This is a genomic window from Mycobacterium sp. NGS68 (genome assembly GCF_059812195.1).
On sequence record NZ_JCALCE010000010.1, the window covers coordinates 51,407 to 64,894 of the forward strand.

Consider the following 13,488-nt stretch of genomic DNA (forward strand, 5'->3'; position numbering starts at 1 on the left):
ATCGCCAGAGTTTACGGCCATGTCCGCAATATCACCGGCGTCCGAACGCCTGCCCGCAGGGGAGCTTGATCGGCGGCTGGACGTGGGGCTCGCTCACAATCCCGCGCCGATGGCTCCACTCGATCAATTGACTCTGATCACCGCTCGGCTGCACGAAATCTTGATCACCGGAGGAACTTTCGACGGCGTCTACCGCCACATCCTCGCTTCTCCCGGCAAGCGGCTCCGTGCCGGCCTGGTGCTGGCCTGCGCCCGGCTGTTGCCCTCGACCGGCGCCGTGTCGTTGGACGACGCGGTCGACCTGGCGTGCACGATGGAGATGTTCCACGAGGCGTCGCTCATGCACGACGACATCTGCGACGGCTCGCTCTTGCGCCGGGGCGCACCCTCGGTGCCGGCCGCGTTCGGCATCCGCACCGCGGCGCGGGCCGGATTCCACCTGGCTGGCAATGCCCTACAGGTGCTCGCGCGGGTGTTGGCTGACAACCCCGCGGTGTTCGCTCAGCTCGGTGAGGTTCCAGGCGTTACCTATAACGATCAGCTTTCGGACCTCTCCTTCGGCCAGCTCGTCGAGACCCTCCCGCCCGCCCTCGAAGACGCCGCCCTGCGTAGGCACTACAACCGCGTGGTCGCGGCGAAGACCGGCACACTGTTCCGGCTGTCCTGCTCATACGGCGGGACTGCCGGCGACGTCGACCACGATGGCCTTCGCGCCCTGATGCGGTATGCCGACCAGCTCGCCCTCGCCTTCCAGATCATGGATGACGTGCGCGACGTCGAGGGCAGCACATCGCTGGGCAAGGAGGCGGGTGGCGATCTCGACCGCAGGGTGCCGACGTGGCCGGTAATCGAATGGTTGGCCACGCGGCCGGGCGCTCGTGAGATATGGCTCGGCGAGCTGACTTCCAGTGTCGACCTGCAGGCCGACCTGATTCACAGCGGCGCCACCCGGGCCGCACAGGCGGTCGCCGTCCGCGCCGCCGGGACGGCCTGCCGCGCGATGGACGCCTTCCCGCCCTCAGCGGCGCGTGACTTCCTGTGCCAACTCGCGCTGCGGGTGGTTGCGCAATGAGCGGGCGGCTGGGCGCCCTGGTCCTCGGCCTGCGTCAGCTGCGGTACGAACCGGACGTGGCCGCGCTGCGGGCGGCCGGGTCTCCCGACGAGCTGTCCCGGCTGGCGCTGGTCCCGGCGGCCCGCAACCTCGGCATCGCAGTCGCGTTCCTGCCCTCGGACCTGCGGGCCGAAGCCACCGCCGCCCTGCTGGCCTGCCGGGTCCTCGACGCCTACGAAGACCTCATCGCCGACCGTCCGCTGGCAAGCGGTGCCGTCCTGACCGCGGCGGGCTACCTGACTGGCGCCATCGAGATGGCTCCTCGACCGCTGGAAACCCTCGCCGTACGCGACAGCGAAGCCGTCGACTTGCTGTTGGCCGAGCGCATCCGCGACGTTCGCGCGCTACTGTCGGCGCTGCCGTCGTCCGGACGGGAGCGAGTCGGCCGGATGCTGGTCGACGTCAGCACTGTGATGGCCCGCAATCTCGAGTCCCCCCTGCCGCGGGCCGCCTACAGCGAGGGCGTGCTCGGTCGGGTGGCGCTTTATGCGTGTTCGCTGGTCGCCGAAGATGCCTGCAGCGAAGCCGATCTGGGCGAGCTGGCCGGATGCATCGGCATCATCGCCCAATTGGCCAACGACCTCCGCGACGGCGAACTGACCCTCTACGGGGCAGGCGACCGCCAGGATCTGACCCGGGCGGTGATGCTGCGGCTGCTGGTCCCGGCGCTGGGTGGCTTCACCCTGCTGAACCGGCTCGGCCCGCGAACCCCCAGTCGCGGCGCGCGGACGGCGATGGCCTACATGACCATCACCACGACCGCCTTCCTGTGCGCCGCGGTCGGAGCGCCGGCGCCGTACCGTCGGCACCTCCGACTGGGCGCCGCGGTGCTGGCTGCCGGCTCACCCGCTCGCTGGACAAGGATGCTGCAACGGGTTCGGCGATCCGCCGACGACGCGATCGACCGGCTGCTGAACGGTTCTCGCGACCTTTCCGGCGCGGCGGGTCCGGCCGGCGGCCCGGGTGCGGCCACGGAGGTGCTCACGCTCGGTGACCGCGCCTCGGCATCTCCTTCGATGGGGGCGCTGATCGTCGACACCACCTTCGCGTTGGTGCACGCCCTGCCCGACGACCTGCTGACCGGCGAACTGCCCGATCTTCAGGTGCGCCGCATGATGATCGCCGACCATCTGGCGTTCGGTGGGCTGGAACGCTTGGGCCTCCGCGACACCGATGCGATGGAGGCCCTCGCCGCCCGATTCCAGCTTGCGGCGCTCGAAAACGCTACCCCAGGAGTCTCCCGATGACCACCGCACTAGCCGTGCCCACCTCCGGAAAGCCCGACGCGGTGGCGGAACGAAAGCCCTTCAGCCGCAGAGTGCTAAAGCTCGAGCATCCGGCGAACGTCGGGCCGCTGATGCACATCGGGTGCTGGTTCGGTCTGCTGGCCTTCGGCCTGCTCGTGCCCGCGGCAACGAAGTGGTATCTGGCCCTGCCGCTGATCGTCACGTTGTCGCTGCTGAACCTTTCCCTCACCATCGGCGTCCTGCACATGCACACCCATAGACCGCTTTTCGTGTCACGGCGGGCGAACCGAGTGATTGATGTGCTGTGCTGCATTCCCGCCGCCTTGACGGCAGCCGAGATGCGCGAGGTGCACGTCCTCAACCACCACCGCTACGACGACGGTCCCGGCGACGTCACCTCGACCGAAGGGCACGAGCGCGGGCTGCGCGCAGTCTGGTACTGGATCAGGTACGGCACGATCGTCAAGAACCACACGGTGCGAACGATTTTCGCGGCCGACACATCGGCCGGTCGGCGAAAGCGCCGCCGCCAGTTCGTGCTCGATCTGGCGCTCGTCGTGGCCCTGCTGCTGGGCGCCTGGCTGATCGCCGATCCGACCCGGTATGTGCTCTTCTACTGGCTCCCGTTCCTCGTGACGCAGGTCAATTCCGGTTACTTCGCCTGGCTGAGTCACGCCCCGGCGCGCATCTATGCGGACGACCCGAGCAAATCGGTGAACACGGTGGGCAATGTGCTCAACTTCCTGATCTTCAACCAGGGATACCACAGCGTGCACCACCGCTACCCCGGGATCCATTGGAGCCAGATCCCCGACAAGCTCGACTACATGAACCAGGTCCGGCCCGCCGTCATCGTGCCGTATTGGATGGTCCTCAGCTCGGCCTGGCGCCTCGTCGTTCCCCGAACCTTCCTCGACCCGACGTACGGCGAGCGGTGGAAAGCCAAATTCGGAAAGCGGATGGAGCAAGGCACCATCCGCTCGCGATACCTGCCGTGGTTCGCATGGATCTGATCACGCCCCGGCGGACACGCGACGTTCTGACGGACCGCCGTCGGCTCACACCAATCCTGTTGGCATTGGCCGGATATGCCTTTGCCGGCGTGACCGTTCCGCTGCTGCTGCTGTTCGCCGGGGGTTGGTGGCTACCCAAGACGGTCGACGACGGGCCGCACCTGGAGACGGGTCTGTCGGTGCTGATCGACCTGTTGCTGATGGCGCTGTTCGGCCTGCAGCACTCGGGCATGGCCCGACCGGCCTTCAAGGCATTGCTCACCCGCCGAGTGCCCGCAGCTCTGGAACGCACCGTCTATGTCGTGATGGCCAGCCTGGCTGTATGGGTGCTGTGTCTGGGCTGGCAACCTCTGCCGCAACGGATTTGGTCGTTTACCGGCGTCCTCGGAGGCGTGCTCGACGGCGGGTTCTGGCTGGGCTTCGTACTGGTCTACGCGGCCACTCTGCTGCTGAACCACTTCCACCTGCTCGGCGTCAGCCAGGCCTACCGCGCCTACGTGGCTCGCGTTCCGGACGCGACCGCCGACCGGCTGCAGGTGCACGGTCCCTACCGCATGGTGCGGCATCCGCTGATGACCGGGCTGCTGCTCTGCTTCTGGTGTGCGAGCACCTTCACGGCCGGGCACCTGCTGTGGGCGGCCGGCCTGACGGGCTACATCCTGCTGGGCACCATCTTGGAGGAGCGAGATCTGTTGGCCCGCTTCGGCGCGGCGTACCGCGCGTACGCCGCCCGCGTTCCCGCGTTCTTCCCGTCACCGTTCAAGAGGATGGACAAAAGCGTATGAACCAGACCGGTCATCTGGAAACCACCGTCGCGATCATCGGGGCGGGGTTCTCGGGCCTCGGGATGGCCATCCAGCTGCGCAGACGCGGGCGTGACGATTTTCTGATCCTGGAGAAATCGCACGACGTCGGCGGGGTCTGGCGCGACAACACCTATCCGGGCTGCGGCTGCGACGTGCCGACGGTAGCCTACTCGTATTCGTTTGAGCAGAACCCGTTCTGGTCCAAGGTGTGGTCCGCACAGCCCGAGATCCACGAGTACCTGCGACGAATCGCCGACAAGTACGACCTGCGCGCAAGGACGTTGTTCGGCACCGAGATCATCGCGGCGAGCTGGGATGCGAGAGCGTTGCGTTGGCGCCTGCGCTCAGCGGACGGCCGCGCCGTCACCGCCCAGTTCCTGGTGATGGGCGTCGGCCCGATGACTGTGCCAAAGTTCCCCGACCTCAAAGGCATCGAGTCGTTCACCGGGGCGGCGTTTCACTCCTCGGGATGGGACCACACTGTCGATTTGACCGGCAAGAGGGTCGCGGTGATCGGCACCGGTGCCAGCGCCGTCCAATTCGTGCCGATGATCGCCGAGCAAGTGGGGCAGTTGCAGCTGTATCAGCGTACGCCGCCCTGGGTCTTAGGGCGTTTCGACCCGGGCGTCCCCAAGTCGGTTCAGCGGCTTTTCGCCAAGGTGCCGTTGGTCCGCAACATTTTCCGGGCGGCGGCGTACTGGGTCGCGGAGGCGCAAGCCGTCGCGCTGCATGGGTACGGGACGCTGCACAAGCCGATGGAATGGGCCGCCAAGGCCAACATCCGCAAGAGCATCAAGGATCCAGCACTCGCGGCCAAGCTCACCCCCGACTACCAGATCGGCTGCAAGCGCATCCTGTATTCGCCCACCTACTACCCGGCTCTAGCCCGGCCCAATGCCGAAGTCATCACAGACGGTGTCGCCGAGGTGCGGTCCGGGAGCATCGTGACCGTCGACGGGACCGAGCGCGCGGTCGACGTGATCATCTACGGCACCGGGTTCGACGTCACGGGTGGTATCGACACACTGGATATCCGCCTCGGCGGTGGAGAGTCGTTGCGGCAGCGTTGGAAAAGATCGGGCATGCATGCTCACATGGGCGTCACCGTCGCCGGTATGCCCAACGCGTTCTTCATCATGGGCCCCAACAGCGCGATAGCACACAACTCGATCGTGTTCATGATCGAGCAGCAGATCAAACTGGTGCTGCGCGCCATGGACAGCGCACAGCAACGCGCCGCTGCCGCCATCCAAATCCAGTCGGACGTCCAGGAGAGGTACAACGAGAAGATTCATTCCCGACTGGCGAAACGCGTGTGGTCCACCGCGGGCTGCAATCCCTATTTTCTGGATGACGATGGCATCAACCGGGCCCTCTGGCCAGGCTTCAGCTGGGAGTACTGGCGTGCGGTCCGCAATTTCGACGAAGCTCATTACGAGTTTACCGGTGCTGAACGTGTAAGCCACGTCGTGGCTTCCGCATGATCGCGAGTGGTCGACACGCACGGCACAGACACGGAAGATCGGCAGAGTTGCGATGAGAACGATCATTGATCGAGACGACGCTCGTGGAGCGCTGGTCTCCGCCGGCGTCCGCCGCGGAGGGCAATCGTGCTAGAACGAATCGCGCGAATTGCCATAGCTGCGCCGCGGCGGCTGATCGCGGTCGCGGCGCTGATCATGCTGGGCGCCGGTATCTTCGGCGCCGGGGTTGCCGAGAGCCTGTCCGCCGGTGGCCTGCATGACCCGAACAGCGAGTCGTCCCGGGCCGCCGGGCTGCTGTCCGAAAAGTTCGGCCAGGGCGACATGCAGATGGTGATTGCGGTCAGCTCAAGCGCGGGCGCGCAAAGTCCCGCCGCCCGTGCCGTCGCGAACGACATCATCGCGCGTTTGCAGGCGTCGCGCCACGTCACGGGTGTGAACTCGGCGTGGGCCGCGTCGCCGACCGCGCGATCTTTGATCAGCAAGGACGGTAGGACCGGTCTGATCGTCGCCGGCATCAGCGGCGGGGAAAACGGTGCGCAGAAGCACGCCAAGGAGCTGGCCGACCAGCTCGTCCACGATCGTGACGGTGTCACGGTCCGCGCGACGGGCGATGCAATGACCTATGTGCAGATCAACGCGCAGACCGAAAAAGACTTGCTCCTAATGGAGTCCATCGCCATCCCGCTCAGCTTTGCGGTGCTGGTATGGGTATTCGGCGGCCTGTTGACGGCCATGCTGCCGCTGGCCGTCGGCGGGTTCGCGATTCTGGGTTCGATGGCAGTGCTGCGTGTCGTCGCCCTGCTGACCGACGTGTCGATTTTCGCGCTGAACGTGACCGTGGCGATGGGGCTGGCATTGGCCATCGATTACACGCTGCTCGTGGTCAGCCGGTTCCGCGACGAGTTGGCCGAGGGTGTCGGGCGCGAGGAGGCGCTGGTGCGCACGATGGCGACGGCGGGGCGGACCGTGTTGTTCTCGGCAGTGACCGTCGCGTTGTCGATCGTGGCGATGGTGTTCTTCCCGCTGTACTTCTTGAAATCGTTTGCCTACGCCGGAATCGGAGTGGTTGCGTTCGCGGCGGTTGCCGCGATCGTCGTGACGCCGGCGGCGATCATGGTGCTCGGGGACCGCCTGGACGCACTGGATGTGAGCCGGTTGATCCGCCGCGTGTTGGGCCGTCCAGCACCGGCGCGACGCCCGATCGAGCAAGCGTTCTTCTACCGATCGACGAAAGTGGTCATGCGGTGGGCGATTCCGGTTGGAGTCGCCATTATCGCGTTGCTCTTGCTACTCGGCGCACCGTTCCTCGGCATCAAATGGGGCTTCGCCGACGATCGCGTGCTCCCTTCATCGGCCTCGGTGCGCCAGGTCGGCGAGAGGTTGCGCAGTGATTTCGACGGTGACGCCACCGCCAACGTGGTCGTCGTAATTCCGGACATGAGCGGAGTAACGCCCGATGACCTCGCCCGCTATGCGGCTGCGCTGTCGCGCGTTCCCGGCGTGACCTCCGTTTCGTGGCCGGGCGGCACGTTCGTCGGCGGCGCGGCGACCGGACCGCCGTCAGCGCCGGCGGCGATCAAACACGGGAGCGCGTATTTCACCGTCGGCAGCGCCGTGCCGCTATTCTCGCCGGCCTCGGAGGCTCAGTTGGACCGATTGCACGCCGTCGCTGGTCCAGGCGGCCAACGTGTTCTGATGACCGGCTTGGCGCAGATCAACCGGGACAGTTCCCACGCAATCACCTCCCGGCTGCCACTGGTGCTCAGCCTGATCGCGGCGATCACGTTTGTGGTGTTGTTCTTGCTGACCGGCAGCGTGGCCTTGCCCTTAAAGGCGTTGCTGCTCAACGTCTTGTCGCTGAGCGCCGCTTTCGGCGCGCTGGTGTGGATCTTTCAAGACGGACATTTGGGCGCGTTCGGTACCACATCCACCGGCACCCTGATGGCCGCCATGCCGGTGCTGCTGTTCTGCGTCGCATTCGGGCTGTCGATGGACTACGAAGTGTTTCTGGTCTCGCGCATTCGCGAGTACTGGCAGTCGGGGGCCGATAACGATGAAAGCGTCGCACTGGGGCTGGCCCATACCGGTCGGGTGGTGACCGCTGCCGCACTCGTGATGTCGATTTCGTTCGCCGCGTTGATCGCGGCGAAGGTGTCGTTCATGCGGATGCTGGGTGTCGGACTGACGCTGGCGGTCTTGGTCGATGCGACTCTGGTGCGGGTCATGCTCCTTCCGGCGTTCATGCATGTGCTGGGCCGCGGCAACTGGTGGGCGCCCCCACCGCTGGCCCGGATGCATCAGCGGTTCGGTATCAGCGAGGCGAAAACACCGGAGCCAACCGAGGGCGCCTGAGAAGGTTCGGAATCGGTTCCACGCAGTGGCGCCGGCGCGCCTGTTTAGCTGCCCGTGGGTACCCAGCTGCCGCAGCATCCGGCGGGTACTCGGTGCGGCAGCTTGATGCTGGCCACGTTCTCGAGTGTCTGCGCATCAAGGATCGCCAGTTCGCTGCGGTCGGTGCTGCGGTCATACACATATCCCATGAGCACGCCGTCATCCTCCGCCGAGTCCGGAGACGAGGGATGGAAGACGAATTCGCCAACCGCTTTTCCCGCGCCGAAGCAGCGCGATCGTGTGTTCATACTGATGAAGTCGTGCTTGAGCAAGGTGTTGCCGAAGGTGATCTCCCCGACGGGCGCGTAGCCGTACCGATGCCGCTTGCCGGCACGGCGCTCGTCTATGCGGGGAAACTCCTGCCCCCGATCGTCGAAGCGGGATTCGCGTACCTTGCCGTCGGCGAGATCCACGGTCCAGCGGTCCAGTGTGGCCGGTCCCTCGGTAGGCCCGAAGCAGTTGCGGTCGAACACCTTCTCGTGTCGCACGACGTCCAGCACGATGGTGTCGCCGTCGTCGTAGGCGTTCATGGGGTGGAATACGAAGCACGGTTCGACGTCAAACCAACGCACGTCGGCGTTGCCGCCATCACGCGGCATCACACCGATGCGGGCAGGATGCTTCGGATTCCACGAGTAGGGGAACGGGTGGTCGTAAATCTTCGAACCGGGGTGGCGTGCGGTGATCGGGTCGGGGATGCGGACCCGGCCGACCAAGGCCGACAACAACAGTCGCGCGGTCAGCCGCAGGCCGGGAGGCATCATCATCGCCGCTCCCCGCCTGGGGTCGAAAGTTACCGGCAGGTCGTAGAACACGACGTGACGCTCCGTCAACGACAGATTGTCCATCATCGGGCCGCCGGTCACCTCGATGTCTACGGTACGGCGTACCCGGCCGTCGACGCCGATCACCGAGTACTGGACCGAGTTGCCGCGATAGGGGCTGTGCGAAATACCGTGCAGCTCTCCGGTTTCCGCATCACGTTTGGGGTGACCGGTGTATCCGCCCCGCAATGACCCCTCAAAGTCACATACGCGTACGGTTTCCAGCTCATCGGTGAGCTCGAAGATTGCCGCGCCGGCCTCCATCAACGCGATGGTCTTGCCCGCATGCCCGACCACATTGGTATTTGCGCTGATCGGCAAGGTGCCGGCATGCCAGAACCGTGACCGGCCGCCCTGCGACTTGACGACGTGGGGACCACGCACCCAGCGGTTGCGGTACCACTCCGCCTTGCCGTCGCGAAAGCGGATGCCGTGCACCATGCCGTCGGCCAAAAACCAATGGTGACGCTGGGAATCGATCTCACCGATCGCATTGGGCCCGTTCCGTACGTAGCGTCCGTCCAGGTAGTCGGGTATCGTTCCGGCGACCTCGAGGTCGGTGAGGGTGTATTCCTCGCGCAACGGGGCGAAGTGGCCCTGAAGATAGGGGTTTGTCACGCCGCAACCCCGAGCAGCAGGTCTATGTCGCGCCGGGTGAGCGAGACCCCGGGCTTCGCAACAGATGCCGCCGCGGTGAGCACCACAGACAATTTCTTGAGTTGTGTCGACGCGTCAGTGTCTCGCGGTGGGCTCATGAGCACTCCTTGACGGCTATTCTCGGCGACCGTCGATGCCGAGTCGCTCACAGTTGATCGTTTCAGCGCTCGCGTGCTATGGCACGAGTAGTTCGGTACTCGTTCGGGCGGTTGCAGAAGTGCCGGTCAAGCGTGCTTGCGCGCCGTTATGCGGGCGGGGATCGGCGCCGCCGCAACCATGGTCATCGGTACCGCGAGCGGGAAATCTGTTTCAAGGGAGTTGATTTCGACACGCCTCGCGACGGTGGCCAGCGCGATGGTTGCTTCCAGCATAGCGAAGTGGTTGCCGATGCAAGTCCGCGGGCCGGCGCCGAACGGAATGTATTGCCAGCGGTTGCGACACTGCGACTCTTCGGGGCTGAATCGGTCGGGATCGAAGACCAGGGGGTCCTGCCAGAGCGTGGGATCGCGATGGACGGCGCGGACGCCGTACACGACGATGGTTTCCGCCGGGATGCGGTACCCGTCAACCTCGATGTCCTGCAGCGTGGTCCTGCCGATCGCGGCTGCCGGCGGACACAGCCGCAGCGCCTCGTGGAGTACCTGAACCGTGTATCCCAACCGGGGAACATCTTCCGGGGTCAGTTCTCGGTCGCCGATCGCGGTGGCCTCGGCGGCGACCCGATCCTGGATGTCGGGGTTGCGGCCCAGGGCCCAGAGCGCATACGCGAGTGTGGTTGCGGTGGTGTCATGGCCGGCGGCCATGAATATCACCAGCTCGTGGCAGATGTCGTCGTCGGAAAGCGGCTGGCCGGTCGCGGGGTCCGTCGTTGCGATCAGAGCTTGCACCAGCGGTGCAGCCCGGGTCGGGTCCTCACGGCAGCCTTGGAGGATGTCGCTTGCGAGCCGGTGCAATGCGGTGCTGGCGCGGCGCGCGCGACGGCGTGCCGGCGTGGGTAACCAGCGTGGCGCGCGCACCGCCCGAAGGGAACGATCAGCGACGTAGTTCAGGACCACCCGCAGCGGTTCGGCAATTACTTCGGCGCGTTCGTCGAGGTCCAGGCCCAGCACCGAGCGGCCCAGCGCGCGGAGCGTCAGTCGGCGAGCCTCGGTGTCGAGATCGATCTCGGCACGGTCGAGCCAACCCTCGCAGACCGTTTCGGCGGCCTGGGACATGTGACGGGCGAAGGCACGGACGCGCTGCTTGGTGAAGATAGGTTGCAGAGCTCGCTTGCGCTGCACCCATTCGCGGTGGGGAACGTCGAACAGGTTGTCGCCCAACAGATGCCGCATCTCGGCATGAAGAGAGGTCCGGTCGACCGACGCATCGGTGCGGCTCAGAATGTCCCGACCACCCTGTGGTGATGTCACGATGACGACGGCCGACCTTAGCCGCGTGACTCGCGGGCAGAACTGGCTCACCGGTCCGCCCGCATCGCGCAGCGCCTCCAGTCCGGTATGAAAATCCCTGAGCGCTTTTATCCTCTGCCGCAATGGCAGCGGGTTTTTCGGCGGCAGCGGCAGCGACCCGGCGCCGGTCCGTTCGGTCAGGTCGATCACGTCCGCTCCTTCGCTGCATGGCCCAACCGTCGTGCTGTGGCCATGCCTGAGGGTGCGCGTTCGACCTTGAGGCGCATAGCGTAGGTCGGTACCTCAATTGCCCGCGCCGGCGGGCCCGCCCACTTTTGCAGACTCGTAACCCGGATGTGTAATAACGCGCTTTGCGATGCCGCGACGCGGACGATCAGCTCGGCGGCAACCTGAGCACGAAACCGCGACTGTTATCGCCCGGCAACTCCCATGTGCCGAACGCGGTTCCCGGATGCCGCTCACCCGTGTGATCGGTGACGTACACGTTTCCGCGGGCATCCACCGCCAGACCCTGGGGATCGATGAAGCGGTGGTTTCCGGGCAACTCGGTCCAGCTGCCCGACCCGGGCGCCAGCCGCCGCACGCCGCCCGCGATGACGTACACGTTGCCGGCGGTGTCCACCGCCACGAACTGCGTGTTGCCGGTTGCCGGCAGCTTGGTCCAGCCGTTCGATCCCGGCGCCAGCTTCATTGGGTAGCTGTGCGTTCCGGAGTGGACGGCGACGTACACGGTGCCGGTGGCGTCCACGGCCACATCGTGCGGGTAGACGTATTTGCCGGTCGGCGGCAGCACGGTCTGGGTGTTCGACCCCGCCGCCAACTTCAGCACCCGGGCGTGTTGTTCGTCGACGACGTAGACGGTGCCCGCGGCGTCCACCGCGATGCCCTCTGGCATGTTCAGGCCCGTGAATGGCAGCACGGTTTGGCCGCTGGCCCCGGCCGCCAGTTCGAGCACCCGGTTGTGGCCGGAGTCGGTGACGTACACGTTGCCTGCGCCGTCCACCGCGATGCCGGCGGTCGACGAGTCGACGGTGCCGGCGCCAAGATCGAGGCCGGTGAACGGCAGCACGGTTTGGGCATTGGACCCGGCCGACAGTTTGAGCACGCGATTGCCGCGGCCGTCGGCGACGTAGACGTCGCCGGTGGAGTCGACCGCCACCCCGTGCGGGACGCGCAGGTCGGTAAACGCAAGCGCGAAAGGCCGTTCCCGATCGGCCTTCAGAGCGTCGGAGCTTTCGTGATGGCGGTTGAGCACGATGAGGGCGGGGACCCAGATGATCGGGGTGATCCCGAATGCCAAGACGATGGGAATGATCCAGCGCCGGGTTCGCGGCGGCGATGCTTTACCGGCACCGGGTGGTGCAGCTGTCCAGGTGTCGCCCGGCGCCGCTCTGTCTTCCAGATGGGCGGTGAGCCCGAATGTTTCGACCAGGGTCAGCCAATCCGGTTCGGACACAACGAATGCCGGTTCTCCCTCTGCGGGCACCTCGCCGCGCCAGGCGAACCGGTGGGTCAGCTTGGTCCCCCCTTTCCACGAAGCCTGTGCGGGCCCGGCCAATTCGGGGCATCCGATGGTCAGTGGTGGGGAGTTGGGAACGTGCACGACCAGGACGGCCGTCGTGTACCGACCGACGCGGGGCATCGAACGCGTGCTCTGCGCCGGTGTCGCCTTCACCCGCTCGAGCGGGACGGACGTCACGCGCGCCTTGCTCTTCAAGTCGATCACCGAGATGGCGTTGTCTCCCACGTCGATGGCCACACTGGCCTGTGGCGGGCTGGCGGTCAGGCGCAGCGCGGTCGCGGTGTTCTTGAACAGCCCGAAGACCGAGCTAGAGACCGATCTCATCGGGTTCGGCACCAGCAGGCAGCGAGTCGGCTCGTCGATATCCGGCTCGCGCAACCCGGTCGCGGTGAGCAGTTCGTCGAACTCGGGCGCCCACATCCAGGCGTCGACGGTGTCCACCGGCGATGCGGCCAGTGGGGTTCGGCCGGCGCGATGATCCCGTCCGCCGAGCACAAAGCGGCTGCCGCCGCAGTGCAGGTGCAGCGCGGTGCCTTTGGTCATCGCGGCATATCCCGGGGGAGTCCACCGGCCAAGTCGGGCGTCGGCGAGACGAAAGGTGACGCCCGGCCGGCTATCGACGCTCAGTTCGCCGCTGCCGACGCGTAGCGCGACGGTCCTCGCGGCATTCAGCCGTCGCTGGAACGCCGCATACAGGGGCATGCTGGACAGCAAGAACGCCATGAACAGCACCGCGCCCCCGAGTTGCATCAGCGGTTGCGAGTCCAGGACGGCGCCGACGAGGACGACCACGGCTTCCAGGACTCCGAGCAGCGCTATGGCCCCCGCGATGAACACGTACGTGTGCTTCATCATCTGCTTGGTGGTGGGCGCGGCAATGGACGCCACAAAGCGGCGCGAGGTCGTGGCGTCGCCGCTCTCGGTCGTCGGCGAATTGTCCATGGCGGTTTCCTTCTTGCGGGTGCTGAAGGTTAACGCGGACCACTTGCAAATTTCTTGCGAACTTCAAATATTTCTATCGGCA

At 66.0% G+C, this 13,488-nt stretch carries 10 protein-coding genes; 6 read left to right on the forward strand and 4 right to left on the reverse strand.

Features of this window, described 5'->3' with window-relative positions:
- Window positions 1-109 precede the first annotated feature (109 nt).
- The 6 genes from AC5Y5V_RS13180 to AC5Y5V_RS13205 all read left to right on the forward strand — a co-directional run bounded on the left by AC5Y5V_RS13180 (window position 110) and on the right by AC5Y5V_RS13205 (window position 8,013).
- Window positions 110-1,072, forward strand: coding sequence for a polyprenyl synthetase family protein (locus AC5Y5V_RS13180; protein WP_499935495.1), 963 nt, complete (start codon window positions 110-112; stop codon window positions 1,070-1,072).
- Window positions 1,069-2,358, forward strand: coding sequence for a hypothetical protein (locus AC5Y5V_RS13185; protein ID WP_499935499.1), 1,290 nt, complete (start codon window positions 1,069-1,071; stop codon window positions 2,356-2,358). The genes AC5Y5V_RS13180 and AC5Y5V_RS13185 overlap by 4 nt, the downstream gene beginning before the upstream one ends.
- On the forward strand, window positions 2,355-3,371 hold the full coding sequence (locus tag AC5Y5V_RS13190) for a fatty acid desaturase (protein ID WP_499935502.1): 1,017 nt from the start codon (window positions 2,355-2,357) through the stop codon (window positions 3,369-3,371). Before AC5Y5V_RS13185 ends, AC5Y5V_RS13190 begins: the two co-directional genes overlap by 4 nt.
- Window positions 3,362-4,156 carry a methyltransferase family protein gene (locus AC5Y5V_RS13195; RefSeq protein ID WP_499935504.1) on the forward strand — a complete coding sequence of 265 codons (795 nt, stop codon included), beginning with the start codon at window positions 3,362-3,364 and terminating at the stop codon, window positions 4,154-4,156. Before AC5Y5V_RS13190 ends, AC5Y5V_RS13195 begins: the two co-directional genes overlap by 10 nt.
- Window positions 4,153-5,661 (forward strand): flavin-containing monooxygenase, encoded by a 1,509-nt coding sequence (locus AC5Y5V_RS13200; RefSeq protein WP_499935506.1) that lies wholly within the window; start codon window positions 4,153-4,155, stop codon window positions 5,659-5,661. The genes AC5Y5V_RS13195 and AC5Y5V_RS13200 overlap by 4 nt, the downstream gene beginning before the upstream one ends.
- 126 nt (window positions 5,662-5,787) lie before the next feature.
- Complete coding sequence (locus AC5Y5V_RS13205; RefSeq protein WP_499935508.1) at window positions 5,788-8,013, forward strand: MMPL family transporter; 2,226 nt, start codon at window positions 5,788-5,790, stop codon at window positions 8,011-8,013.
- Window positions 8,014-8,057: 44 nt separating this feature from the next.
- Here the strand turns inward: AC5Y5V_RS13205 and AC5Y5V_RS13210 are convergent, their stop codons facing one another.
- The 4 genes from AC5Y5V_RS13210 to AC5Y5V_RS13225 all read right to left on the reverse strand — a co-directional run bounded on the left by AC5Y5V_RS13210 (window position 8,058) and on the right by AC5Y5V_RS13225 (window position 13,406).
- A complete protein-coding gene (locus tag AC5Y5V_RS13210) occupies window positions 8,058-9,494 on the reverse strand; it encodes a carotenoid oxygenase family protein (protein ID WP_499935510.1) in 1,437 nt (478 codons plus the stop codon).
- Entirely contained in the window at window positions 9,491-9,631 is a 141-nt protein-coding gene (locus tag AC5Y5V_RS13215) for a hypothetical protein (protein ID WP_499935512.1), read from the reverse strand. Before AC5Y5V_RS13215 ends, AC5Y5V_RS13210 begins: the two co-directional genes overlap by 4 nt.
- 126 nt (window positions 9,632-9,757) lie before the next feature.
- The gene (locus AC5Y5V_RS13220; protein WP_499935514.1) at window positions 9,758-11,131 is read right to left on the reverse strand and encodes a cytochrome P450; all 1,374 of its coding nucleotides are present in this window, start codon (window positions 11,129-11,131) and stop codon (window positions 9,758-9,760) included.
- A gap of 184 nt (window positions 11,132-11,315) precedes the next feature.
- On the reverse strand, window positions 11,316-13,406 hold the full coding sequence (locus AC5Y5V_RS13225) for an NHL repeat-containing protein (RefSeq protein WP_499935515.1): 2,091 nt from the start codon (window positions 13,404-13,406) through the stop codon (window positions 11,316-11,318).
- Window positions 13,407-13,488: the final 82 nt, after the last annotated feature.

Coding starts and splice junctions, on each gene's coding strand:
- AC5Y5V_RS13225 (WP_499935515.1), bottom strand. CDS start 13,406: ATGGACAATTCGCCGACGACCGAGAGCGGCGACGCCACGACCTCGCGC.
- AC5Y5V_RS13215 (WP_499935512.1), bottom strand. CDS start 9,631: ATGAGCCCACCGCGAGACACTGACGCGTCGACACAACTCAAGAAATTG.
- AC5Y5V_RS13195 (WP_499935504.1), top strand. CDS start 3,362: ATGGATCTGATCACGCCCCGGCGGACACGCGACGTTCTGACGGACCGC.
- AC5Y5V_RS13185 (WP_499935499.1), top strand. CDS start 1,069: ATGAGCGGGCGGCTGGGCGCCCTGGTCCTCGGCCTGCGTCAGCTGCGG.
- AC5Y5V_RS13180 (WP_499935495.1), top strand. CDS start 110: ATGGCTCCACTCGATCAATTGACTCTGATCACCGCTCGGCTGCACGAA.
- AC5Y5V_RS13200 (WP_499935506.1), top strand. CDS start 4,153: ATGAACCAGACCGGTCATCTGGAAACCACCGTCGCGATCATCGGGGCG.
- AC5Y5V_RS13190 (WP_499935502.1), top strand. CDS start 2,355: ATGACCACCGCACTAGCCGTGCCCACCTCCGGAAAGCCCGACGCGGTG.